Annotated in this window: 30 protein-coding genes; 1 reads left to right on the forward strand and 29 read right to left on the reverse strand. The window is 65.8% G+C overall.

From position 1 onward, the window contains the following. Positions 1 to 25 precede the first annotated feature (25 nt). The gene (locus OCJ37_RS15870) at positions 26 to 1,189 is read right to left on the reverse strand and encodes a mechanosensitive ion channel family protein (protein WP_263113708.1); all 1,164 of its coding nucleotides are present in this window, start codon (positions 1,187 to 1,189) and stop codon (positions 26 to 28) included. Positions 1,190 to 1,766: 577 nt separating this feature from the next. Next, on the reverse strand, positions 1,767 to 3,164 hold the full coding sequence (locus OCJ37_RS15875) for a class II 3-deoxy-7-phosphoheptulonate synthase (protein WP_263110687.1): 1,398 nt from the start codon (positions 3,162 to 3,164) through the stop codon (positions 1,767 to 1,769). 223 nt (positions 3,165 to 3,387) lie between these two features. Between OCJ37_RS15875 and OCJ37_RS15880 the strand changes: the two genes are divergently transcribed. After that, the gene (locus OCJ37_RS15880; protein WP_263110689.1) at positions 3,388 to 5,523 is read left to right on the forward strand and encodes a TonB-dependent receptor; all 2,136 of its coding nucleotides are present in this window, start codon (positions 3,388 to 3,390) and stop codon (positions 5,521 to 5,523) included. 212 nt (positions 5,524 to 5,735) lie between these two features. On the opposite strand, the gene OCJ37_RS15885 is transcribed toward OCJ37_RS15880, so the two are convergent. The 27 genes from OCJ37_RS15885 to rplC all read right to left on the reverse strand — a co-directional run bounded on the left by OCJ37_RS15885 (position 5,736) and on the right by rplC (position 20,611). Continuing rightward, positions 5,736 to 6,248: a disulfide bond formation protein B gene (locus tag OCJ37_RS15885; protein ID WP_263110691.1), complete on the reverse strand. Its 513-nt coding sequence runs from the start codon at positions 6,246 to 6,248 to the stop codon at positions 5,736 to 5,738. Positions 6,249 to 6,425: 177 nt separating this feature from the next. After that, positions 6,426 to 6,812, reverse strand: coding sequence for a 50S ribosomal protein L17 (gene rplQ / locus OCJ37_RS15890; RefSeq protein WP_003470628.1), 387 nt, complete (start codon positions 6,810 to 6,812; stop codon positions 6,426 to 6,428). 290 nt (positions 6,813 to 7,102) lie between these two features. Next, positions 7,103 to 8,101, reverse strand: coding sequence for a DNA-directed RNA polymerase subunit alpha (gene rpoA, locus OCJ37_RS15895; protein WP_263110692.1), 999 nt, complete (start codon positions 8,099 to 8,101; stop codon positions 7,103 to 7,105). A 50-nt stretch (positions 8,102 to 8,151) separates the two neighbouring features. Continuing rightward, positions 8,152 to 8,781, reverse strand: a complete 630-nt coding sequence (rpsD, locus tag OCJ37_RS15900) for a 30S ribosomal protein S4 (RefSeq protein WP_010340454.1) — start codon at positions 8,779 to 8,781, stop codon at positions 8,152 to 8,154. Between the two features lie 14 nt (positions 8,782 to 8,795). After that, positions 8,796 to 9,188 (reverse strand): 30S ribosomal protein S11, encoded by a 393-nt coding sequence (gene rpsK / locus OCJ37_RS15905; RefSeq protein ID WP_003470632.1) that lies wholly within the window; start codon positions 9,186 to 9,188, stop codon positions 8,796 to 8,798. A 9-nt stretch (positions 9,189 to 9,197) separates the two neighbouring features. Next, positions 9,198 to 9,554 carry a 30S ribosomal protein S13 gene (gene rpsM, locus OCJ37_RS15910; RefSeq protein ID WP_145701687.1) on the reverse strand — a complete coding sequence of 119 codons (357 nt, stop codon included), beginning with the start codon at positions 9,552 to 9,554 and terminating at the stop codon, positions 9,198 to 9,200. Positions 9,555 to 9,893: 339 nt separating this feature from the next. Then, a complete protein-coding gene (gene secY, locus OCJ37_RS15915; protein WP_228319168.1) occupies positions 9,894 to 11,264 on the reverse strand; it encodes a preprotein translocase subunit SecY in 1,371 nt (456 codons plus the stop codon). A 7-nt stretch (positions 11,265 to 11,271) separates the two neighbouring features. Beyond that, the gene (rplO, locus tag OCJ37_RS15920) at positions 11,272 to 11,715 is read right to left on the reverse strand and encodes a 50S ribosomal protein L15 (RefSeq protein ID WP_184411716.1); all 444 of its coding nucleotides are present in this window, start codon (positions 11,713 to 11,715) and stop codon (positions 11,272 to 11,274) included. Positions 11,716 to 11,721: 6 nt separating this feature from the next. Then, on the reverse strand, positions 11,722 to 11,913 hold the full coding sequence (rpmD, locus tag OCJ37_RS15925) for a 50S ribosomal protein L30 (RefSeq protein WP_005408214.1): 192 nt from the start codon (positions 11,911 to 11,913) through the stop codon (positions 11,722 to 11,724). Next, positions 11,906 to 12,451, reverse strand: coding sequence for a 30S ribosomal protein S5 (gene rpsE / locus OCJ37_RS15930; RefSeq protein ID WP_104557639.1), 546 nt, complete (start codon positions 12,449 to 12,451; stop codon positions 11,906 to 11,908). The genes rpmD and rpsE overlap by 8 nt, the downstream gene beginning before the upstream one ends. A 157-nt stretch (positions 12,452 to 12,608) precedes the next feature. Further along, positions 12,609 to 12,968: a 50S ribosomal protein L18 gene (rplR, locus tag OCJ37_RS15935; protein WP_263110704.1), complete on the reverse strand. Its 360-nt coding sequence runs from the start codon at positions 12,966 to 12,968 to the stop codon at positions 12,609 to 12,611. 87 nt (positions 12,969 to 13,055) lie between these two features. Beyond that, positions 13,056 to 13,583 carry a 50S ribosomal protein L6 gene (rplF, locus tag OCJ37_RS15940; protein ID WP_228319171.1) on the reverse strand — a complete coding sequence of 176 codons (528 nt, stop codon included), beginning with the start codon at positions 13,581 to 13,583 and terminating at the stop codon, positions 13,056 to 13,058. Positions 13,584 to 13,599: 16 nt separating this feature from the next. Further along, the gene (gene rpsH, locus OCJ37_RS15945) at positions 13,600 to 13,998 is read right to left on the reverse strand and encodes a 30S ribosomal protein S8 (RefSeq protein WP_145701691.1); all 399 of its coding nucleotides are present in this window, start codon (positions 13,996 to 13,998) and stop codon (positions 13,600 to 13,602) included. Between the two features lie 262 nt (positions 13,999 to 14,260). Beyond that, positions 14,261 to 14,566, reverse strand: coding sequence for a 30S ribosomal protein S14 (rpsN, locus tag OCJ37_RS15950; protein ID WP_184411721.1), 306 nt, complete (start codon positions 14,564 to 14,566; stop codon positions 14,261 to 14,263). Between the two features lie 111 nt (positions 14,567 to 14,677). Then, the gene (gene rplE / locus OCJ37_RS15955) at positions 14,678 to 15,220 is read right to left on the reverse strand and encodes a 50S ribosomal protein L5 (RefSeq protein WP_145701692.1); all 543 of its coding nucleotides are present in this window, start codon (positions 15,218 to 15,220) and stop codon (positions 14,678 to 14,680) included. Positions 15,221 to 15,231: 11 nt separating this feature from the next. After that, on the reverse strand, positions 15,232 to 15,549 hold the full coding sequence (gene rplX / locus OCJ37_RS15960; RefSeq protein WP_009607346.1) for a 50S ribosomal protein L24: 318 nt from the start codon (positions 15,547 to 15,549) through the stop codon (positions 15,232 to 15,234). Positions 15,550 to 15,564: 15 nt separating this feature from the next. Further along, positions 15,565 to 15,933 carry a 50S ribosomal protein L14 gene (rplN, locus tag OCJ37_RS15965; protein ID WP_003486699.1) on the reverse strand — a complete coding sequence of 123 codons (369 nt, stop codon included), beginning with the start codon at positions 15,931 to 15,933 and terminating at the stop codon, positions 15,565 to 15,567. Between the two features lie 14 nt (positions 15,934 to 15,947). Further along, entirely contained in the window at positions 15,948 to 16,217 is a 270-nt protein-coding gene (rpsQ, locus tag OCJ37_RS15970) for a 30S ribosomal protein S17 (protein WP_179570572.1), read from the reverse strand. 11 nt (positions 16,218 to 16,228) lie between these two features. Beyond that, positions 16,229 to 16,414, reverse strand: coding sequence for a 50S ribosomal protein L29 (gene rpmC / locus OCJ37_RS15975; RefSeq protein ID WP_003470655.1), 186 nt, complete (start codon positions 16,412 to 16,414; stop codon positions 16,229 to 16,231). After that, positions 16,414 to 16,827, reverse strand: a complete 414-nt coding sequence (rplP, locus tag OCJ37_RS15980; protein ID WP_003470657.1) for a 50S ribosomal protein L16 — start codon at positions 16,825 to 16,827, stop codon at positions 16,414 to 16,416. Before rplP ends, rpmC begins: the two co-directional genes overlap by 1 nt. 5 nt (positions 16,828 to 16,832) lie before the next feature. Next, complete coding sequence (gene rpsC / locus OCJ37_RS15985; RefSeq protein WP_003470660.1) at positions 16,833 to 17,567, reverse strand: 30S ribosomal protein S3; 735 nt, start codon at positions 17,565 to 17,567, stop codon at positions 16,833 to 16,835. A gap of 17 nt (positions 17,568 to 17,584) precedes the next feature. Further along, a complete protein-coding gene (gene rplV, locus OCJ37_RS15990; protein WP_003470663.1) occupies positions 17,585 to 17,920 on the reverse strand; it encodes a 50S ribosomal protein L22 in 336 nt (111 codons plus the stop codon). A 12-nt stretch (positions 17,921 to 17,932) separates the two neighbouring features. Next, positions 17,933 to 18,202 (reverse strand): 30S ribosomal protein S19, encoded by a 270-nt coding sequence (gene rpsS / locus OCJ37_RS15995; protein ID WP_003470666.1) that lies wholly within the window; start codon positions 18,200 to 18,202, stop codon positions 17,933 to 17,935. Positions 18,203 to 18,208: 6 nt separating this feature from the next. Beyond that, positions 18,209 to 19,036, reverse strand: a complete 828-nt coding sequence (gene rplB, locus OCJ37_RS16000; protein ID WP_263110705.1) for a 50S ribosomal protein L2 — start codon at positions 19,034 to 19,036, stop codon at positions 18,209 to 18,211. A 10-nt stretch (positions 19,037 to 19,046) separates the two neighbouring features. Beyond that, positions 19,047 to 19,346 (reverse strand): 50S ribosomal protein L23, encoded by a 300-nt coding sequence (gene rplW / locus OCJ37_RS16005; protein WP_003470672.1) that lies wholly within the window; start codon positions 19,344 to 19,346, stop codon positions 19,047 to 19,049. Further along, complete coding sequence (rplD, locus tag OCJ37_RS16010; protein WP_048490092.1) at positions 19,343 to 19,948, reverse strand: 50S ribosomal protein L4; 606 nt, start codon at positions 19,946 to 19,948, stop codon at positions 19,343 to 19,345. Before rplD ends, rplW begins: the two co-directional genes overlap by 4 nt. A gap of 12 nt (positions 19,949 to 19,960) precedes the next feature. Continuing rightward, complete coding sequence (gene rplC / locus OCJ37_RS16015) at positions 19,961 to 20,611, reverse strand: 50S ribosomal protein L3 (protein WP_184411724.1); 651 nt, start codon at positions 20,609 to 20,611, stop codon at positions 19,961 to 19,963. Positions 20,612 to 20,617 lie beyond the last annotated feature (6 nt).

Consider the following 20,617-nt stretch of genomic DNA (forward strand, 5'->3'; position numbering starts at 1 on the left):
GAAGACAGCGCAGCACGACACCAGGCTACGCCGCCGGCTTCGGTTCGCCCACACCAGGCGCCGCTGTCGCCGCCGGTGCCCCATCCTCGGCGCCGGGCGAGCGCATCGCCGCCGAATCGCTGGTCGTGGACGGCGGGCGCGGCGCGCGCGCGCTGTCGGAGGAGATCTCGGCACGCAGCTTCGGCAAGGCATAGGGATGCTCGCGGGTCAGGAAGTCGATCATCCGCTCGCGCACGATGCAGCGCAGGTCGAACGCATCGCCGGAGTTGCGCGCGCTGACCAGCAGGCGCACCTGGATCGTGCTCTCGCTGGTCTCGGTGACCTGGGTCACGCAGACCTGCCCGTCCCACAGCGGTTCGCTCCTGCAGATCCGCTCCAGTTCGGCGCGCACCTGCGCCATCGGCGTGCGGTAGTCCAGCCACAGGAACGCGGTGCCGAGCAGATCGGCGCTGCTGCGCGTCCAGTTCTGGAAGGGGTTCTCGATGAACCAGGTCAACGGCACCACCATGCGCCGCTTGTCCCAGATGCGCACCACCACATAGGAACTGCCGATCTCCTCGATGCGGCCCCACTCGCCTTCGACGATGACCACGTCGTCGAGCCGGATCGGCTGGGTCAAGGCGATCTGCAGGCCGGCGATCAGGTTGCCGAACACCGGCTTGGCGGCGATGCCGGCAACCAGGCCGATGATGCCGGCCGAGGCCAGCAGCGTGGTGCCGATCTGCCGCACCGCCGGGAAGGTCAGCAGCACCACCGAGGTGCCGAGCAGGACGATCGTGCCCATCGCCACGCGCGCCAGCACCCGGGTCTGGGTCTGGACCCGGCGCGCGGTCAGGTTGTCGGCCACCTCGATCGGATAGCTGCGCAGGATCGCCCGCTCCAGCGCGGCGACGCCGCGTACCAGCAGCCAGGTCACGCAGCCGATCATGCCGATGTGCAGCAGGTGCTGCAGGTCGGTCAGCGCGCGCTCGTCCAGCGGCGTGGATTCCAGCGCGAAGCTGAGCATCAGCATCGGCAGCAGGAACGCCATCGGCACGCTGACCACGCCGATGATGCGCGCGCGCCGGTAGTCGCGCCCACGCATGCGCTGGGCAATGCGCAGCAACAGCCACCAGGCGAGGAAGCCGAGCACCAGCGCGGCGCCGATCGGCAGCGTGTAGTCACGCCACGGGATCCAGTCAAGGTCCAGGTTCAAGATGCGCTCCTTTGAAGGGGGGAGGAGTCGCGACAGTGTGGCAAAGCAAGCATAAGCGCGATGTCGAGCGGCACCGCGTGGCGCCGTCGAAGCGACGGCGACATGCGCGTGCAGCGGCGCGCGGCCGCCCTAGGCCGATGAGATCCCGCTGCGACAGCCCGGATAGAGGAAGGGCTTGGCCAGACGCGCATCCACTTCACGCATGACGCCACGCGACGCGAATGCAATCGCCATAAGGCACCACGAGCTGCGACGCGGCGCCCGGCAAAGCCCGCCGCGAAAGCTGCAGGTCAGCGCGATCGGCGCGCGGCGCAGCGGCAAGCGGGCGCTGCCGGTACGGGACCGCATCGCATGGTCTTGCTGGCAACGGGCAGCCCACCGAGCCCGCCAAAAATGCTGCGAAGGTTTCGCCAGTCGACCCGCGCCCCGACTAGGCAGGCTGTACGCGCATTGCGCGCCCTCGCTTGCCACGCACCTGGGAACTGGGACAAACGCCGCCGACTGGCATCCCTGCCCGTGCACGGGCTTTGCGACGCGCGCCAGCCCGCGCGCGCATGCTCGGCCGCGCGCGTCAGTCCGTCGTCAGCGGCACGCTGCGGCCGTTCTGCTTGCGCACGATCGCCAGCGCGATCTCCAGCGACTGCTCGTAGTTCAGGCGCGGGTCCACGCTGGAACGGTACGCCCGCTCCAGGTCGCGCTCGGTCAGCTCGCGCGCGCCGCCGGTGCATTCGGTGACGTCCTCGCCGGTCAACTCCAGGTGCACGCCGCCCAGGCGCGTGCCGGCCGCGGCGTGGATGTCGAACGACTGCTCCACCTCGCCCAGCACGTTGTCGTAGCGCCGCGTCTTGTAGCCGTTGCTGGTGCTCTCGGTGTTGCCGTGCATCGCATCGCACACCCACAGCACGCGGCGGCCGTCGCGCTTGACCGCGTCCAGCAGCGGCGGCAGCTTCTGCGCGATCTGCGCCGCGCCCATGCGGTGGATGAAGGTCAGCCGGCCCGGCTCGTCCTCGGGATTGAGCACGTCGATCAGGCGCAGCAACTGGTCCGGCTGCGCCGACGGCCCGACCTTGATCGCGATCGGGTTGCGGATGCCGCGGAAATATTCCACGTGCGCGCCGTCCAGCGCGGCGGTGCGCATGCCGATCCACGGATAGTGCGTGCTGAGGTTGAACCAGCCCCACTGCCGCGGCACCTCGCGGGTCAGCGCTTCCTCGTACGGCAGCAGCAGCGCTTCGTGCGAGGTATAGAAGTCGACCCGGTTGAGGTTGTACAGCTGCGCGCCGGACAGGGTCTCCATGAAGCGTACCGCGTCGCCGATCGAGGACACCATCTTCTGGTAGTCCTCGGCCAGCGGCGAATAGCCGACCCAGCTCAGGTTCCAGTACTCGGGATGGTGCAGGTCGGCGAAGCCGCCGTCGATCAGCGCGCGCACGAAGTTCATCGTCATCGCCGAACGCGAGTGCGCGGTGATCATCCGCTGCGGGTCGGGCACGCGCGCCTGCGCGGTGAATTCCGGGCCGTTGACCACGTCGCCGCGGTAGCTGGGCAGGGTCACGCCGTCGCGGGTCTCGGTATCGGCCGAGCGCGGCTTGGCGTACTGCCCGGCGTAGCGGCCGACCCGCACCACCGGCAGGCGCAGCCCGTGCACCAGCACCAGGCTCATCTGCAGCAGCACCTTGAGCCGGTTGGAGATGGTGCCCGATTCGCAGTCGCTGAAGTTCTCCGCGCAGTCGCCACCCTGCAGCAGGAAGCGCTTGCCTTCCTGCGCCTCGGCCAGCTGCTTCTTCAGGGCGAAGATCTCCCACGAGGTGACCAGCGGCGGCAGGTGGCGCAATTCGCCCAGCGTCGCCTCCAGGGCCTGCGCGTCCGGATACACCGGCATCTGCAGCGCGGGTTTGCCGCGCCAGCTGGCGGGCGTCCAGGACGGCTGGACGGATTCGGGCGCGATCGGGGGGACGGACAGGTTCATGAAAGGACTCCTCGGCAACCTGCGATGTTCGCAGAGCCTGGCCGCGACGCAAAGCACTTGCGTGTCGCGGACGCTGCCATCGCAGCGGCGACAGCCAAGTCATGAACGGCAAGCAACCCCGCCATGCCGGACGTGACTTCCGGCCTACGCCGGTGCCGCTGCGGAAGCAGAATGTTAGTCAATAACAAAACCCTCCTCCCCCTTTCTTCCCGGTCGCACTGCCATGACTCCTCGCCCCCTCTCCACCGCCATCGCCCTCGTCCTGCTCGCCGCGCCCGGCCTGGTCCTCGCCGCAGACGCGGCCACCGCCGACACCGGCCCCGAACGCACCACCGACCTGGACGCGGTCACCGTCACCGCCAAGCTCGAAGCGGCGCGCAACGCGCTGTCGCCGGACATCGGCAGCAGCCAGTACACCATCACCGCCGAGGACATCGCGCGGCTGCCGCTGGGCGCCTCCACCCCGCTCAACCAGGTGCTGCTGCAGGCGCCGGGCGTGGTCCAGGATTCGTACGGCGGCATCCACGTGCGCGGCGACCATGCCAACCTGCAGTACCGCATCAACGGCGTGCTGATCCCCGAGTCGATCTCCGGCTTCGGCCAGAGCCTGGACCCGCGCACCATCAAGAGCATCAAGTTGCTCGATGGCGCGTTGCCGGCGCAGTTCGGCGACCGCACCGCGGCGGTGGTCGACATCACCACCAAGAACGGCGTGGAACTGGGCGACGGCGGCAGCATCGGCCTCACCGGCGGCTCCTACGGCACGCTCAATCCGAACGCCTCCTGGTGGGGCAGCAGCGGCCGCTGGAGCTGGTTCGTCACCGGCGACTACGCGCAGAACAAGAACGGCCTGGAGAATCCGGTCGACAGCCGCCGTCCCACGCACGACACCTCGCACCAGGGCAAGGGCTTCGCCGACCTCAGCTATCTGATCGACGAGAACACCCGGCTCAGCCTGCTGGTCGGCTACGCCAACAACCGCTTCCAGATCCCGAACAATCCCGGGCAGACGCCCGCGTTCGACTACCTGGGCAGCACCGGCTTCGATTCGTCCAGGCTCGACGAGGACCAGCGCGAGAACACCCGCTTCGGCACCCTGGTGCTGCAGGGCGCGCTCGGCGCCACCAGCTACCAGCTGTCGGCCGGGCAGCGCTACAGCAGCGTCGCGTTCTCGCCCGACGTCGCCGGCGACCTGATCTTCAACGGCGTCGCCTCGCAGGTGGACCGCAGCAACCGCGCCAACACCGTGCAGGCCGACTTCTCCACCCCGCTCGGCGACGCGCACACCCTGCGCTACGGCCTGTACGGCAATTTCGAGCACGCCATCGCCAGCAACGATTCCTACGTGTTCCCCGCCGATGCCGACGGCAACCAGACCGGCAACGTGCCGCTGTTCATCGCCGACGCCAGCCGCTTCCACGCCAGCACCTACGCGCTGTACCTGCAGGACGAGTGGAAGCTCGGCGACGACTGGACCGTGAACTACGGCGTGCGCGGCGACCGCTACAAGGCCTTCGGCAGCACCGAAGGCCAGCTCAGCCCGCGCCTGGGCGTGGTCTGGCAAGCCGGCGCCGACACCACCGTGCACGCCGGCTACGCGCGCTACTTCACCCCGCCGGCCAGCGAACTGATCTCCACCAGCGACATCGCCCTGTACGACGGCACCACCAACCAACAGTCCACTGCCGGCGGCGCGACCACGCCGCTGAGCGAGCGCAGCGACTACTACGACCTGGGTATCTCGCAGGTGGTCAACGAGCACCTGACCCTGGGCCTGGACACCTACTACCGCAAGGCCGACCGCCTGCAGGACGAAGGCCAGTTCGGCGCCGCCTACGTCTACTCCACCTTCAACTACCGCAACGGCCGCATCCGCGGCGCGGAGTTCAGCGCCGACTACAGCAACGGGCCGGTCACCGCCTACTTCAACGCCGCCTACAGCAAGGCGATGGGCAAGCGGGTCATGACCAGCCTGTACAACTTCGACCCCGACGCGCTGGCCTACGCCTACGACAACTGGATCCACCTGGACCACGACCAGAAGTTCACCTCCTCCGGCGGCATCGACTACGCGCTTGCCGGCGACAGCCGGATCGGCGCCAACTACCTGTTCGGCAGCGGCCTGCGCACCGATACCGACACCGTGCCCAACGGCGCCGAGCTGCCGGCGTATTTCCAGTTGAACCTCAGCGCCGGCCACGACTTCGCGCTCGGCGCGCATCCGCTGCACACGCAACTGGCGGTGCTCAACGTGCTCGATCGCAGCTACCAGCTGCGCGACGGCGGCGGCATCGGCGTGTTCGCCCCGCAATGGGCGCCGCGCCGCGGCGTGTACCTGAGCCTGCAGCAGGATTTCTGAGGCGGGCCGCACCAGGCCGCTCCCGCGACGCGGGCCGGCCTGGATGCGCTGGCACGCACAGCGGCGCGGCGCCCAGCGCAATCCCTGTAGGAGCGACTTCAGTCGCGACGGGCCTTCCCGGTAACGCCTGTCGCGACTGAAGCCGCTCCTACAGGAAGGCGATACCGCAGGGCCCTAGCCAGGCACCTGGGGCACGGTACGCCGCGCAACCCTCAATGCAGCGACCGCCGCCTGGTCTTGAACCCGGCATACAGCGCGAACACCGCCAGCAGCACGAAGCAGATCAGGCACCACATCGGCATCGACAGGCCGAGGAAGCGCCAATCGATGTTGCCGCAGTCGCCGGTCCCGGTCAGCACCCGGCGCATCACCTCGAACGGCCCCAGCGTCTCGCGCAGGAAGCTCAGCGGCGGCCCGCAGGACGCCATCGGGTCGGGAAACAGCTGCACCGACACGTGCTTGGCGGAGATGCCGGCGCCGATGGCCGCGGCCAGGAACGCCAGCACGCCATAGACCTTGCGCCCGCCGCTGCGCGCCGGGCCGTGCAAGGCGCCGAGCAGGAACAGCAGCCCCAGCGCGGCGAACGCGATGCGCTGGAAGATGCACAGCGGACAGGGCTCGATGCCCAGCTGCAGCTGCACGTAGATCGCATAGCCCAGCAGCGCGGCGCAACTCAGGAAGCCGAGCAGGAACTGCGCGCGGAAACTCCAGCGGAACGGGTTCATCGGGTCGGGCTCACATGAACGATTCGGGCATTATCCGCCATCGCCCGCCTCGCCACCATGTGCCGCCCGTCGGCGGTCGGCCTGCGGCGGCGCCCGCCTGCATGCAGCGTATCCGCCGCACGGGCACAAAAAAGCCCGGACATGCCGGGCTTCTTGCTGACGCGGTGCGGGCCGGAATTACTCGGCCACTTCCTCGGCGATCGCGGTCGGGCGATCGACCAGCTCGACGTACGCCATCGGCGCGTTGTCGCCGGCGCGGAAGCCGCACTTGAGGATGCGCAGGTAGCCGCCCGGACGCGACTGGTAACGCGGGCCCAGCTCGACGAACAGCTTGCCCACCGCTTCCTTGTCGCGCAGGCGCGAGAAGGCCAGACGGCGATTGGCGACGCCATCGACCTTGGCGATGGTGATCAGCGGCTCGGCGACGCGACGCAGTTCCTTGGCCTTCGGCAAGGTGGTCTTGATCAGCTCGTGCTTGAACAGCGAGGCCGCCATGTTGGAGAACATCGCCTGGCGATGGGCGCTGGTGCGGTTGAACTTGCGGCCGGATTTCTGGTGACGCATGGTCTTGGTTCCTATGGAAGGTTGAAACTGCTGGAGATCGCTGTCGCCGTCCTGGCGTTGAACAATGGACTGCGGATGGTCCGAGCCGGCCGTCCCTGACCGGACAACGCCGCGGGCTTGAAGACCCGTCGACGTAGGTGTGCAACTGATGCTGCGCGAGCGTCGCTAGGAGCGACTGCGCGTCCATCCCTGGGGACTACCGGGCTCCGCAGAGCCCTGCCCGGCCATCCGTGGCCAGACATGCATCCCCGGCGGCCGATGCCGGTGCGGCATCGGCCAGGGGCGGATGCTCAGCCGAGCATGCCGTGCTGGGCGACGCCGGCCGGCGGCCAGTTCTCCAGCTTCATACCGAGCGACAGGCCACGCTGGGCCAGCACTTCCTTGATCTCGGTCAGCGACTTCTTGCCGAGGTTCGGGGTCTTGAGCAGCTCCACTTCGGTCTTCTGGATCAGATCGCCGATGTAGTAGATGCTCTCGGCCTTCAGGCAGTTGGCCGAACGCACGGTCAGTTCCAGGTCGTCGATCGGACGCAGCAGCACCGGATCCACGCCATTGCTGGCCGGCTTGGCCGCGCCACGGTCGCGATGGGTGAAGTCGCCGAACACCGACAGCTGGTCGCTGAGGATGTCGGCGGCGGTGCGCACGGCTTCCTCGGCGTCGATGGTGCCGTTGGTCTCGATGTCCAGGACCAGCTTGTCCAGGTCGGTGCGCTGCTCGACGCGGGCGGACTCGACCGCGTAGGCGACGCGGCGTACCGGCGAGAACGACGCATCCAGGACCAGGCGGCCGATGGTGCGGGTTTCCTCGTCCGGACGGCGGCGCGCGGCGGCCGGCTGGTAGCCGAAGCCACGCTCGATCTTCAGACGCATGTTGATCGCCGTGTCCTTGGTCAGGTGGCAGATCACGTGGTCGTTGTTGAGGATCTCGACGTTGTGGTCGGTCTTGATGTCGGCGGCAGTGACCACACCCGGGCCCTGCTTGGACAGCGACAGCGTGGCGCTGTCGCCGGTGTGCATGCGGATGGCCACGTCCTTGAGGTTGAGCAGGACTTCCAGCACATCTTCCTGCAGCCCTTCGACCGTGGTGTACTCGTGCAGCACGCCGTCGATCTCGACTTCCGTGATCGCGAAGCCGGGAATCGAGGACAGCAGCACGCGACGCAGGGCATTGCCCAGCGTATGCCCATAACCACGCTCCAAGGGCTCGATTACGACCTTGGCGCGGTTGTCGGTAAGGCGTTCGATCTGCGGCCCACGGGGGCGCAGAACCTGGTTGGCGGTAACCGTCATGTTGCGGGTTCTCCTGACGAGCCTCCGTTGCCGGAGGCTCTCCAATGTGATTACTTCGAATACAACTCGACGATCAGCGCTTCGTTGATGTCGGCAGGCAGGTCCGCACGATCCGGCACGGCCTTGAAGATGCCGCTGAACTTCTTCGAATCGACCTCGACCCAGGACGGGTTCAGGTCGTGCGTTTCGGCAACGGTCAGCGCTTCCTGCACGCGAAGCTGCTTCTGGGCCTTTTCCGACAGGGCGATCGCGTCGCCGGCCTTGACCTGGTACGAGGCCAGGTTCACCGACTTGCCGTTGACCAGCACGCCACGGTGCGACACCAGCTGGCGCGCGGCCGGGCGGGTGACGGCGAAGCCCATGCGGTAGACGACGTTGTCCAGGCGGGTTTCCAGCAGCTGCAGCAGGTTCTCGCCGGTGTTGCCCTTCTTGGTCGAGGCCTTCTTGTAGTAGTTGCGGAACTGACGCTCCAGCAGGCCGTAGATACGCTTGACCTTCTGCTTCTCGCGCAGCTGGGTGGCGTAGTCGGACAGCTTGCCCTTGCGGGCGGTCGCGCCGTGCTGGCCGGGCTTCTGCTCCAGCTTGCACTTGGAGTCCAGCGCACGCGCCGGGCTCTTGAGGGAAAGATCGGCGCCTTCGCGGCGCGCGAGCTTACAGGTAGGACCGATATAACGAGCCATTTCTTATCGCTCCTTTAGACGCGACGCTTCTTCGGCGGACGGCACCCGTTGTGCGGGATAGGCGTCACGTCGATGATGTTGGTGATCTTGTATCCGACGTTGTTCAACGAACGGACGGCGGACTCGCGACCCGGACCCGGGCCCTTGATGCGCACTTCCAGCGACTTCACGCCGTAGTCGAGCGCAGCGCGCCCGGCCTTCTCGGCGGCAACCTGCGCCGCGAACGGCGTGGACTTGCGCGAACCGCGGAAACCGGCGCCACCGGAGGTCGCCCAGGACAACGCATTGCCCTGACGGTCGGTGATGGTCACGATGGTGTTGTTGAACGAAGCGTGGACGTGGGCGACGCCGTCGGTGACGACGCGCTTGATCTTCTTCTTGGTCTTTGCTGCTGCGGGCTTAGCCATGTCTGTCCCTTACTTCCTGATCGCCTTGCGCGGGCCCTTGCGGGTGCGGGCGTTGGTGCGGGTGCGCTGACCACGCAGCGGCAGGCCACGACGATGACGCAGGCCGCGGTAGCAGCCCAGGTCCATCAGCCGCTTGATGGCGATGCCCACTTCGCGACGCAGGTCGCCTTCGACGATGTACTTGCCGACTTCGAGGCGCAGGCGCTCGATTTCCGGTTCGGACAGGTCACGGATCTTGGTGGTCGAGGTCACGCCTGCGGCTTCGCAGACCTTCTTCGAACGGGTACGGCCGATGCCGAAAATGCTTTGCAACCCGACCCAGACGTGCTTCTGGGCTGGCAGGTTGACGCCTGCAATACGCGCCATGACGCGGTTCTCCAACTGAGTGATGGCCCGACGGCGCACTGCGGCGCCATCCGGCAGGATGGATCAAAAAGTGAACTTGTAAGTCTAGCAAGGTCTCGGGTTACATGGAAGCCCGTGGAACCTTTCGGTTCCGCAGGCCCGGCATGGGGAGTGTGCCCATGCTCCGGCGCCGGACGTCGTTGGCCAGGGTGAGGATCCACCTCGGCCGCCCGCGCTACTCCAGCGCAGGACCACCACGTCTCACCCGCGCACGAGACCGCTGCACGGGCCGCCCTTCAAGTCGGAAGACTGCGCCCGGGAACCGGGGCGTCTTCGCGGAAGGAAGTCAAATTATAGCAATCAACCGCGGGCGAAACCGCCGCCGCGCGAGCCACCCTTGAGGTTGGCCTTCTTCAACAGGCTTTCGTACTGGTGCGACATCAGGTGCGCCTGGATCTGCGCGATGAAGTCCATCACCACCACGACCGCGATCAGCAGCGAGGTGCCGCCGAAATGGAACGAGGTGCCGAGCTGCGCGCGCATGATTTCCGGCAGCAGGCACACGATCACCAGGTACAGCGAGCCGGCCGCGGTCAGGCGGGTCAGCACGCCGTCGACGTAGTCGGCGGTGGCCTTGCCGGGGCGGATGCCCGGGATCAGCGCGCCGGACTTCTTCAGGTTGTCCGCGGTTTCCTGCGAGTTGAACACCAGCGCGGTATAGAAGAACGCGAAGCCGATGATCAGCGCGGCGAACACGATCATGTGCACCGGCTCGCCCGGGCCCAGCGCGTTGGCGATGCGCTGCAGCCAGCTGCCGAAGGTGCTGTTGGAGGCGGCCTGGCCCGACCACATCGACAGCGTCGCCGGGAAGGCGAGGATGCTCGAGGCGAAGATCGGCGGGATCACGCCGGCCATGTTCAGCTTCAGCGGCAGGAACGAGGTCTGGTTCATGTACGCGTTGCGGCCGCCCTGGCGGCGCGCGTAGTTCACCGTGATCCGCCGCTGCCCGCGCTCGACGAACACCACGAACAGGGTGAAGGCGAGGATGGTCAGCACGATCAGCAGCAGCGAGATGAAGCTCATGTTGCCGTCGCGGTAGGCTTCCACGGTCTGGATCGCCGCCGCCGGCAGGCCGGCGACGATGCCGGCGAAGATGATCAGCGACACGCCGTTGCCGATGCCGCGCTCGGTGACCTGCTCGCCGACCCACATCAGGAAGATGGTGCCGGCGGTCAGCGCGATCACGGCGGTGAGCACGAAGCCCATGCCCGGCGCGTACACGACCGGCGCGCCGCCCGGTGCGGTCTGGTTCTGCAGCGCCAGGGCGATACTGCCGCCCTGCACCACCGCCAGCAACACCGCGCCGATGCGCGAATACTGGGTGATCTTGCGTCGGCCGGACTCGCCTTCCTTCTGCATCGCCTTCAGCGACGGGAAGATGTGCGTGGCCAACTGGATCACGATCGATGCCGAGATGTACGGCATCACGTTCAGCGCGAAGATGCTGAAACGGTGCAGGGCGCCGCCCGAGAACATGTTGAACATGTCCACGATGCCGCCGCCCTGCGCCTGCATCAGCGCAAGCATGGCTTCGGGATTGACGCCCGGCACCGGCACGTAGCAGCCGATGCGGTAGACGATCAATGCGCCGAGAACGAACAACAGGCGCTGGCGAAGTTCCGTGAACTTGCCGAGCCCGCCGCCGAGGTTACCCATGCCAGCCTGCGCCATCTGCGTGTTACTCCTGCACGCTGCCGCCGGCAGCTTCGATTGCCGCCTTGGCACCGGCGGTCGCGGCGACGCCCTTGAGCACGAACTTCTTGGTCAGTTCGCCCTTGAGGACCACCTTGGCCTTCTTCGCGGTGCTCGGGACCAGCTTCGCGGCGCGCAGCGCGGCGAAATCGATCTCGCCTTCCGGCAGGTTGTCCAGCTGGTAGGACAGCACTTCGGCGGTGTCCTTGGCCATCTTGGAACGGAAGCCGATCTTCGGCAGACGACGCTGCATGGGGGTCTGGCCGCCTTCGAAGCCGGCCTTGATCTTGCCGCCGCCCTTGCGCGCGAACGAACCCTTGTGGCCGCGGCCGCAGGTCTTGCCCAGGCCCGAACCGATGCCGCGACCGACGCGGGTGCGCTCGGTGCGCGCGCCGTCGGCGGGCTTCAGATCATTCAGATGCAAAGTCATGGTCGCTTACTCCTCAACCTGGACGAGGTACTGAACCTTGTTGATCAGGCCGCGCACCTGCGGGCTGTCCTTCAGTTCACGCACATCGTTGAGCTTGTTCAGGCCCAGCGCACGCACCGACAGGCGGTGACGCGACTGGGTACCACGAAGGCCGCGCACCAGGCGCACCTTCACCGTCTTGTTGGACTCATTAGCCATGGTTGAGTTCCTCCACCTTCTTGCCGCGCTTGGCCGCGATGCGCGACGGCGACTGCATGTCTTCCAGGCCGCGCAGCGTGGCGCGCACCAGGTTGATCGGGTTGCGCGAACCGACCGCCTTGGCCAGCACGTTCTTGACGCCGACCGCTTCCAGCACGGCGCGCATCGCGCCGCCGGCGATGACGCCGGTACCTTCGGAGGCCGGCATCATGAACACGCGCGCCGCGCCGTGGCCGGACTTCACCGGGTGCCACAGGGTGCCGTTGTTCAGGTCGATGTTGAGCATGCCCTTGCGCGCATACTCCATCGACTTCTGGATCGCGACCGGCACTTCGCGCGCCTTGCCGTAACCGAAACCGATCTTGCCGTTGCCGTCGCCGACCACGGTCAGCGCGGTGAAGGTGAACTGGCGACCGCCCTTGACCGTCTTGCTGACGCGGTTGACCGCGACCAGCTTTTCGATCATGCCGTCGTCGACTTTCTCTTCGCGGTTGCGGTCGCGATCACGACCCCGCGGTGCACGCTGTTCTTCAGCCATTGTGTATTCCTTGGTAGTTGAAAGATTTACGGCTTGTATGCCGCTTGTAGTTGTTGACTGGAACCGTGCTCCCCGGGCGCGCGCAGAAGGCGCGCCAAGGTCCGATGCAGCCCGCATCGGCAGGTCGGGCGCGGCGTGGACGCCGCGCCCGCAAGGATCAGAACTGCAGGCCGCCTTCGCGCGCGGCGTCGGCCAGCGCCTTGATGCGGCCGTGGTAGCGGTAGCCCGAGCGGTCGAAGGCGACCTTCTCGATGCCCGCGGCCTTGGCGCGCTCGGCGATCAGCTTACCGACCTTGGCGGCCGCATCGCTGTTCTTGCCGTTCTTCAGGCCGTCCTTGACGTCGGCCTGCAGGGTGTTCGCCGCGGCGAGCACCTTGGAACCGTCGGCAGTGAAGACCTGCGCGTACAGGTGCTGGCCGGTGCGCAGCACCGACAGGCGGGCGACGCCGAGTTCGCGGATGTGCGCACGGGTCGACTTGGCGCGGCGCAGGCGGGCGATGTTCTTGTTGATGGTCATGTCTATGTCCTACGGAAGCTGAAGGAGAACAGGCCTTTGCATCGAGGGGCCCGGCCATACGGCCGGGCTCCCCGCAAAGGAGCTGCATTACGCCTTCTTGGCTTCCTTGCGAATGATGGCTTCACCGGCGTACTTCACACCCTTGCCCTTGTAGGGCTCCGGCGGACGGAAACCGCGGATCTTGGCGGCGACTTCGCCGACGCGCTGCTTGTCGGCGCCCTGCACCACGATCTCGGTCTGAGTCGGGGCGGCCAGGGTGATGCCTTCCGGCGCCTTGAACACGACCGGGTGCGAGAAACCGAGCGCCAGGCTCAGGTCCTTGCCCTGCATCGTGGCGCGGTAGCCGACGCCGACCAGCTCGAGCTTGCGCTCGAAGCCTTCGGACACGCCGTGCACCATGTTCGCCAGGATCGCGCGAACGGTGCCGGTGATGGCGATCTGCGACGGGTCGTTCGCCGACAGCGTGGCGACACCGTTTTCCTGCTTGATTTCGACGCCGGCCGGCTTCGGCAGCGACAGGGTGCCCTTCGGGCCCTTGACGCTCACCAGCTCGGGCTGGACATTCAGTTCGACGCCCTTCGGGAGGGAAATCGGCTTCTTGGCTACGCGGGACATTTGAGTACTCCTTCCCTTAGGCCACGAAGCACAGGACTTCGCCACCGACGCCGGCCTGACGGGCCTGCGCATCGGTCATGATGCCCTTGGACGTGGAAATGATGGCAACGCCCAGGCCGCCGAGAACCTTCGGCAGCTCGGCCTTGCCGCGATATTGGCGCAGGCCCGAACGCGACACGCGCTTGAGCGTATCGATGACCGGACGGCCCTCGAAATACTTCAGCACGATTTCCAGTTCGGACTTGTTGTTCTCGATCGCGTTGACGCGCAGGTCGCTGATGTAGCCTTCGGCCTTCAGCACTTCCGCGATCGCAACCTTGATCTTGGAGGACGGCATTTTCACCGTCGGCTTGCCAACCGCGGCCGCATTCTTGATGCGGACCAGCAGGTCGGCGATGGGATCAGTCATGCTCATGGTGTCTACCTTTGAGTGCACCGATATCCGCTTTCGCGAAAATCTTGTGATGTGAAGCTGTGGAATGACGCGGTGATGTGGAGCGTGGAACGTTCCTGGAGAAGGCCAGGGCCTGCAGCAACCCGCCCGGCCAGGCGCAGGCAAGGAGCGGGATTATACGACAAAAAGTCCGACTTGCGTCGGACTCGTTGTTTTACGCCACACGAGCGTGCGACCGCCCTGCCCCGGGCTCCGCAAGCGGAGCCGGGAACCGCCGGCTGTTTTACCAGCTGGCCTTGCGCAGGCCGGGCACGTCGCCGTTCATCGTTGCCTTGCGCAGCATGTTGCGGCCGAGGCCGAACTTGCGGTACACGGCGCGCGGACGGCCGGACAGCTCGCAACGGGTGCGCTGGCGGCTCGGCGACGAATCGCGCGGCAGCTTCTGCAGCTTGACCACGGCCTCGGCCTTCTCGTCGTAGGACGAGCTGTCGGCGGCGATGATCTTCTTCAGCGCGTCGCGCTTGTCGGCGAACTTCTTCGCCAGCTTCTTCCGCTTGATGTCGCGGTTGACCATGGAGGTCTTTGCCATCTGTAAATCCTCGGGATTCGGGATTGGGGATTGGAGATTTGCAGAACCCGGGATGTGGCGGGCGCAGCGCCCTTTCATCCCTGATCCCGAATCCCGAATCCCGGCTGTCGGTCAGTTACGGAACGGGAACTTGAACGCTTCGAGCAGCGCCTTGGCTTCGGCGTCGGTCTTGGCGGTGGTGGTGATGGCGATATCCATGCCGCGGATCGCATCGACGGCGTCGAAGTCGATTTCCGGGAAGATGATCTGCTCCTTCACGCCCATGTTGAAGTTGCCGCGGCCGTCGAACGAGCGACCCGAGACACCGCGGAAGTCGCGCACGCGCGGCAGCGAGATGTTGATCAGGCGGTCCAGGAACTCGTACATCTTGGCGCGACGCAGCGTGGTCTTGCAGCCGATCGGCCAGCCATCGCGGATCTTGAACGACGCCACCGAGATACGCGACTTGGTGACGACCGGCTTCTGGCCGGAGACCTTGGCCATGTCGGCCACGGCGTTTTCCAGGATCTTCTTGTTCGTCGCCGCCTCGCCCACGCCCATGTTCAGCGTGACCTTGACCAGCTTCGGCACTTGCATCGGATTGGTGTAACCGAACTTCTTCATCAGAGCCGGTACCACTTCTTCCTTGTAGATCTTTTCGAGACGGGAATTCATTGTGTCATTCCTCAGGCGTCGAGCGCCTCACCGCTGGAGCGGAACACACGCAGTTTGCGTCCATCCTCCAGCACCTTGAAGCCAACGCGCTCGCCCTTGCCCGTTGCCGGGTTGACGATCGCCACGTTGGAGATATGGATCGACGCTTCACGCTCGACCACGCCGCCGGCGACGCCCGCCTGCGGGTTCGGCTTGGTGTGGCGCTTGACGATGTTCGCGTTGGAGACGATCACGCGATCGCCGTCGACGCGGACGATTTCGCCCTGCTTGCCCTTGTCCTTGCCGGTAGTGACGACGACCTGGTCGCCCTTCTTGATACGGTTAGCCATGTGTATGTCCTCCGCTCACAGCACTTCAGGAGCGAGCGAGACGATCTTCATGAACTTCTCGGAACGCAGCTCGCGGGTAACAGGCCCGAAGATACGCGTGCCGATCGGCTCCTGCTTGTTGTTGAGCAACACCGCAGCGTTGCCGTCGAAGCGGATCAGCGAACCGTCGGGACGACGCACACCCTTGCGGGTACGCACCACGACGGCGTCGTAGACTTCGCCCTTCTTGACCTTGCCGCGCGGGATCGCGTCCTTGACGGTGACCTTGATGATGTCGCCAATGTGCGCGTAGCGGCGCTTGGAGCCGCCGAGCACCTTGATGCACATCACTTCCTTGGCACCGGAGTTGTCGGCGACGTCGAGGTAGCTCTGCATCTGGATCATGATTCAGATCTCCCTTATTCGGCCGAACGGGTGACGATTTCGACCACCCGCCAGTTCTTGGTCTTGGACATCGGCGCAATCTCGGTCACCCGCACCACATCGCCTTCGTTGCAGGCGTTGTCGGCGTCGTGGGCGTGGAGCTTGGTCGAGCGCTTGATGTACTTGCCGTACAGCGCATGCTTGACCTGACGCTCCACCAGCACGGTGACGGTCTTGTCCATCTTGTTGCTGACGACGCGGCCTTCGACCGTGCGCAGCGTCTTGCTTTCGTTAGTGTCGCTCATGGCGGCCATCCTTACTTCGTGCTGCCGATCAGGTGCTTCACGCGAGCAATCTCGCGGCGCACCCGGCGGGTTTCGTGGGTCTTCGGCAGCTGCCCGGTGACCTGCTGCATGCGCAGGGCGAACTGCTCCTTGCGCAGATCGGTCAGGTGGGCCTTCAGATCGTCAGCCGACTTCTCGCGGAGTTGTTTGATGTCCATCAGCGTACCGTCCGGGTCACGAAGGTGGTGGTCACCGAAAGCTTGGCAGCGGCCAGGCGGAACGCCTCGCGCGCGACATCTTCGCCGACGCCTTCGATTTCATAGATCATGCGACCGGGCTGGATCTGGGCGACCCAGTACTCGACGTTACCCTTACCGGAGCCCATTCGCACTTCGATCGGCTTCTTGGTGATCGGCTTGTCCGGGAACACGCGGATCCACATCTTGCCGCCGCGCTTGACGTAGCGGCTGATCGAGCGGCGCGCCGCTTCGATCTGGCGCGCGGTCAGCTGACCGTGCGCGGTGGCCTTCAGCCCGTACTCGCCGAAGCTGACGGCGTTGCCGCTCCATGCCAGGCCGTCGTTACGGCCCTTGTGCATCTTGCGGTATTTGGTTCGCTTGGGTTGCAACATTGCCGTTACCTCGCTTCACGAGCCGGACGCGACGGACGGTCACCACGGTCGCCGCGATCGTTACGATCGTTGCGCGGGGAATCGTCCTGCTTTTCCTGGCCAACCTGGGAGAAATCGAAGATCTCGCCCTTGTAGATCCAAACCTTGATGCCGATGATGCCGTAGGTCGTCTTGGCTTCGGCGAAGCCATAGTCGATGTCGGCACGCAGCGTATGCAGCGGCACGCGGCCTTCGCGGTACCACTCGGAACGGGCGATTTCCGCACCGTTCAAGCGGCCGGCGACGTTGACCTTGATGCCCAGGGCACCCAGGCGCATCGCGTTGCCGACCGAACGCTTCATCGCGCGGCGGAACATGATGCGACGCTCCAGCTGCTGCGCGATCGACTCGGCGACCAGCTGCGCATCCAGCTCCGGCTTGCGCACTTCGGTGACGTTGATGTGGGCGGGGACGCCCATCATCTCGCTCACTTCCTTGCGCAGCTTCTCGATGTCCTCACCGCGCTTGCCGATCACCACGCCCGGACGGGCGGTGTGGATCGTCACGCGCGCGGTCTTGGCCGGACGCTCGATCAGGATCTTGCTGATGCCCGCCTGCGCCAGCTTCTTGCGCAGCATTTCGCGAACCTTGAGGTCGGCTGCCAGGTAACCGGCGAACTCGCCCTTGTTGGCGTACCACTTGGAATTCCAGTCCTTGGAGACACCCAGGCGGATTCCAATCGGATGAACTTTATGACCCATCGTCTTTTCCTTTCCGCTTACTTGGCGGCGCCCACAACCACAGTGATGTGGCTGGTGCGCTTGAGGATGCGGGTACCGCGGCCTTTCGCCCGCGCCATGAAACGCTTCAGGGTCGGACCTTCATCAACCATGATGGTCTTGACCTTCAGCTCGTCGACATCCGCGCCCTGGTTGTTCTCGGCATTGGCGATCGCCGACTCCACCACCTTCTTGATCAGGTGGGCAGCCTTCTTGTCCGAGAACTTCAGCAGGTTGACCGCCCGCTCGGCGGAAAGACCGCGCACCTGGTCGGCGACCAGGCGGGCCTTCTGCGGGGAGATGCGCGCAGTGCGCAGGATTGCTTTCGCTTCCATCGTCATCTCTCCTTACCGGCTCGACTTCTTGTCGCCACCGTGACCCTTGAAGGTCCGGGTGACGGCAAATTCGCCGAGCTTGTGGCCGACCATGTTCTCGTTGACCAGCACCGGAACGTGGTTCTTGCCGTTATGCACGGCGATGGTGAAGCCCACCATCTCCGGCAGGATCATCGAACGACGCGACCAGGTCTTGATCGGACGCTTGCTGCCGGCCGCGGCCTCCACCTTCTTGACGAGGTGGTGATCGACGAACGGGCCTTTCTTGAGTGAACGTGCCATGGTCGATTAGCCCCTACGATCGCGGACGATGAATTGTTCGGTGCGCTTGTTATGGCGCGTCTTGTAACCCTTGGTCGGCACGCCCCACGGGGTGACCGGATGCGGATTACCCTGACCGGCCTTCGCCTCACCACCACCGTGCGGGTGGTCGACGGGGTTCATGGCCGCACCGCGAACGGTCGGACGCACGCCGCGCCAGCGCTTGGCGCCCGCCTTGCCCAGCTTCTCGAGGTTGTGCTCGTCGTTGCCGACTTCACCGATGGTGGCGCGGCACTCGGCCGGCACCTTGCGCATTTCGCCGGAGCGAAGACGCAGGGTGGCGTAGATGCCTTCGCGCGCGACCAGCTGCACCGCGGCGCCGGCGGCACGCGCGATCTGCGCGCCCTTGCCCGGCTTCAGCTCGATGCCGTGTACCGTCGTACCGACCGGGATGTTGCGCAGCGGCAGCGTGTTGCCGGTCTTGATCGGCGCATCGGAACCCGCGATCACCTGATCGCCGGCCTTCAGGCCCTTCGGCGCGATGATGTAGCGGCGCTCGCCGTCGGCGTAGCACAGCAGGGCGATATGGGCGGTGCGGTTCGGATCGTATTCGATCCGCTCCACGCGCGCCGGAATGCCTTCCTTGTTGCGCTTGAAGTCGATGACGCGGTAATGCTGCTTGTGGCCACCGCCGACGTGGCGGGTGGTGATGCGGCCGTGGTGGTTACGACCACCGGACTTGCTCTGCTTTTCCACCAGCGCAGCGTGCGGGGCGCCCTTGTGCAGCTCGGGCGTGACCACGCGCACGGCCGAACGACGGCCGGGAGAAGTGGGTTTGAATTTCATCAATGGCATGGGATGGACCTCAGGCCTTGGCCGTTACGTCGATGGACTGGCCTTCGGCCAGACGCACGTACGCCTTGCGCCAATCGCCGCGACGACCGCTGCGCGAACGGAAGGACTTGTTCTTGCCCTTGACGTTCAACACGTTGACCGACTCGACCTTGACGTCGAACAGCTGCTCGACCGCGGCCTTGACATCGGCCTTGGTGGCTTCGCTCGAGATCTCGAAGACGTACTGATTGGAGAGTTCCTGCAGGCGCGCGGTCTTTTCGGAGACACGCGGGGCACGCAGCACGCTGAAGATTTTTTCGTTGCTGCTCATGCCAGCCACTCCTCGACCTTCTTGACCGCATCGGCGGTGATCACGACCGTGTCGGCCCCGACCAGCGACACCGGATCCAGGCCCTGCACGTCACGCACTTCCACGTAGGGAAGGTTGCGCGCCGACAGGTACAGATGCTCGGACGCTTCTTCGGTCACGATCAGCGGACGCTTGCCCACTTCCAGACCCTTCAGCTTCTCGATCAGGCCCTTGGTCTTGCTGGCCTCGACGTCGAACGCGTCGACGACCATCAGGCGACCCTGGCGGTTGAGCTCCGAAAGGATCGCGCAGATCGCGGCGCGATACATCTTGCGGTTCACCTTCTGCTCGAAGCTGCGCGGCTTGGCCGCGAAGGTCACGCCGCCGCCGACGAAGATCGGAGCGGTCAGCGCGCCGTGGCGAGCGCCACCGCCCTTCTGCTTCTTCGACTTCTTGGTGGTGCCGTTGACTTCCGAACGCGTCTTCTGCGCCTTGGTGCCGGCGCGGCCGGCGTTGCGATAGGCGACGACGACCTGGTGGACCAGATCCTCGCTGAAATCGCGACCGAACACGGCGTCGGAGACCGAGACCTTGTTGTTGCTACCCGTGATAACGAGTTCCATCGTCATCTCTCCTTATGCCTTGCTAGCCGGACGCACGATCACGTCGCCACCGGCAGCGCCAGGCACAGCGCCGCGAATGGCGATGAGGCCACGCTCGACGTCGACCTTGACCACTTCCAGATTCTGCGTGCTCTGCTGCACCGCGCCCATGTGGCCGGACATCTTCTTGCCCGGGAAAACGCGACCCGGGGTCTGGCGCTGACCCAGCGAACCCGGCGCGCGATGCGACAGCGAGTTACCGTGGGTGGCATCGCCCATGCGGAAGTTGTACCGCTTGATGGTGCCCTGGAAGCCCTTGCCCTTGGTGACGCCCTGGACGTCGACCTTCTGGCCGACCTCGAAGATGTCCGCCTTGATCTCGCCGCCGATGGCGTAATCGCCCAGCTGCGCGTCTTCAACGCGGAACTCCCACAGGCCGCGGCCGGCTTCGACCTTCGCCTTGGCGAAGTGGCCGGAGGCAGGCTTGTTGACCAGCGCGGCGCGACGGGCGCCCACGGTGATCTGCACGGCGCTGTAGCCATCGCTTTCGACGGTCTTGAGCTGGGTGATGCGGTTCGGGGTCGCTTCGATCAGGGTCACCGGGATGGAGCGGCCGTCTTCGGTGAAGACGCGGCTCATGCCGGCCTTGCGGCCCACGAAGCCCAACGAATATTTCTTCGTCATGGTCGT

The organism is Xanthomonas sp. AM6 (genome assembly GCF_025665335.1).
Taxonomy (GTDB): Bacteria; Pseudomonadota; Gammaproteobacteria; order Xanthomonadales; family Xanthomonadaceae; genus Xanthomonas_A.

What these genes read in the sequence shown, in the direction of transcription:
- rplO (WP_184411716.1), bottom strand. Translation starts at nt 11,715, where the DNA reads ATGACTTTGCATCTGAATGATCTGAAGCCCGCCGACGGCGCGCGCACC.
- OCJ37_RS15885 (WP_263110691.1), bottom strand. Translation starts at nt 6,248, where the DNA reads ATGAACCCGTTCCGCTGGAGTTTCCGCGCGCAGTTCCTGCTCGGCTTC.
- rplR (WP_263110704.1), bottom strand. Translation starts at nt 12,968, where the DNA reads ATGACCATCAACAAGAACATCGCCCGCCTGCGCCGCGCCAAGTCGACC.
- rplF (WP_228319171.1), bottom strand. Translation starts at nt 13,583, where the DNA reads ATGTCCCGCGTAGCCAAGAAGCCGATTTCCCTCCCGAAGGGCGTCGAA.
- rpsQ (WP_179570572.1), bottom strand. Translation starts at nt 16,217, where the DNA reads ATGAGCGACACTAACGAAAGCAAGACGCTGCGCACGGTCGAAGGCCGC.
- rplW (WP_003470672.1), bottom strand. Translation starts at nt 19,346, where the DNA reads ATGAGCAGCAACGAAAAAATCTTCAGCGTGCTGCGTGCCCCGCGTGTC.
- rpsD (WP_010340454.1), bottom strand. Translation starts at nt 8,781, where the DNA reads ATGGCTCGTTATATCGGTCCTACCTGTAAGCTCGCGCGCCGCGAAGGC.
- rpsH (WP_145701691.1), bottom strand. Translation starts at nt 13,998, where the DNA reads ATGAGCATGACTGATCCCATCGCCGACCTGCTGGTCCGCATCAAGAAT.
- rplE (WP_145701692.1), bottom strand. Translation starts at nt 15,220, where the DNA reads ATGAATTCCCGTCTCGAAAAGATCTACAAGGAAGAAGTGGTACCGGCT.
- OCJ37_RS15875 (WP_263110687.1), bottom strand. Translation starts at nt 3,164, where the DNA reads ATGAACCTGTCCGTCCCCCCGATCGCGCCCGAATCCGTCCAGCCGTCC.
- rplP (WP_003470657.1), bottom strand. Translation starts at nt 16,827, where the DNA reads ATGTTGCAACCCAAGCGAACCAAATACCGCAAGATGCACAAGGGCCGT.
- rplB (WP_263110705.1), bottom strand. Translation starts at nt 19,036, where the DNA reads ATGCCATTGATGAAATTCAAACCCACTTCTCCCGGCCGTCGTTCGGCC.
- rplC (WP_184411724.1), bottom strand. Translation starts at nt 20,611, where the DNA reads ATGACGAAGAAATATTCGTTGGGCTTCGTGGGCCGCAAGGCCGGCATG.
- rpsK (WP_003470632.1), bottom strand. Translation starts at nt 9,188, where the DNA reads ATGGCTAAGCCCGCAGCAGCAAAGACCAAGAAGAAGATCAAGCGCGTC.
- rpsM (WP_145701687.1), bottom strand. Translation starts at nt 9,554, where the DNA reads ATGGCGCGTATTGCAGGCGTCAACCTGCCAGCCCAGAAGCACGTCTGG.
- rpoA (WP_263110692.1), bottom strand. Translation starts at nt 8,101, where the DNA reads ATGACGGTTACCGCCAACCAGGTTCTGCGCCCCCGTGGGCCGCAGATC.
- rpmC (WP_003470655.1), bottom strand. Translation starts at nt 16,414, where the DNA reads ATGGACATCAAACAACTCCGCGAGAAGTCGGCTGACGATCTGAAGGCC.
- rpsE (WP_104557639.1), bottom strand. Translation starts at nt 12,451, where the DNA reads ATGGCTGAAGAACAGCGTGCACCGCGGGGTCGTGATCGCGACCGCAAC.
- rplQ (WP_003470628.1), bottom strand. Translation starts at nt 6,812, where the DNA reads ATGCGTCACCAGAAATCCGGCCGCAAGTTCAACCGCACCAGCGCCCAT.
- rpsN (WP_184411721.1), bottom strand. Translation starts at nt 14,566, where the DNA reads ATGGCAAAGACCTCCATGGTCAACCGCGACATCAAGCGGAAGAAGCTG.
- rplX (WP_009607346.1), bottom strand. Translation starts at nt 15,549, where the DNA reads ATGGCTAACCGTATCAAGAAGGGCGACCAGGTCGTCGTCACTACCGGC.
- rpsS (WP_003470666.1), bottom strand. Translation starts at nt 18,202, where the DNA reads ATGGCACGTTCACTCAAGAAAGGCCCGTTCGTCGATCACCACCTCGTC.
- rplV (WP_003470663.1), bottom strand. Translation starts at nt 17,920, where the DNA reads ATGGAAGCGAAAGCAATCCTGCGCACTGCGCGCATCTCCCCGCAGAAG.
- rplD (WP_048490092.1), bottom strand. Translation starts at nt 19,948, where the DNA reads ATGGAACTCGTTATCACGGGTAGCAACAACAAGGTCTCGGTCTCCGAC.
- rpsC (WP_003470660.1), bottom strand. Translation starts at nt 17,567, where the DNA reads ATGGGTCATAAAGTTCATCCGATTGGAATCCGCCTGGGTGTCTCCAAG.
- rplN (WP_003486699.1), bottom strand. Translation starts at nt 15,933, where the DNA reads ATGATCCAGATGCAGAGCTACCTCGACGTCGCCGACAACTCCGGTGCC.
- secY (WP_228319168.1), bottom strand. Translation starts at nt 11,264, where the DNA reads ATGGCGCAGGCTGGCATGGGTAACCTCGGCGGCGGGCTCGGCAAGTTC.
- rpmD (WP_005408214.1), bottom strand. Translation starts at nt 11,913, where the DNA reads ATGGCTAATGAGTCCAACAAGACGGTGAAGGTGCGCCTGGTGCGCGGC.
- OCJ37_RS15880 (WP_263110689.1), top strand. Translation starts at nt 3,388, where the DNA reads ATGACTCCTCGCCCCCTCTCCACCGCCATCGCCCTCGTCCTGCTCGCC.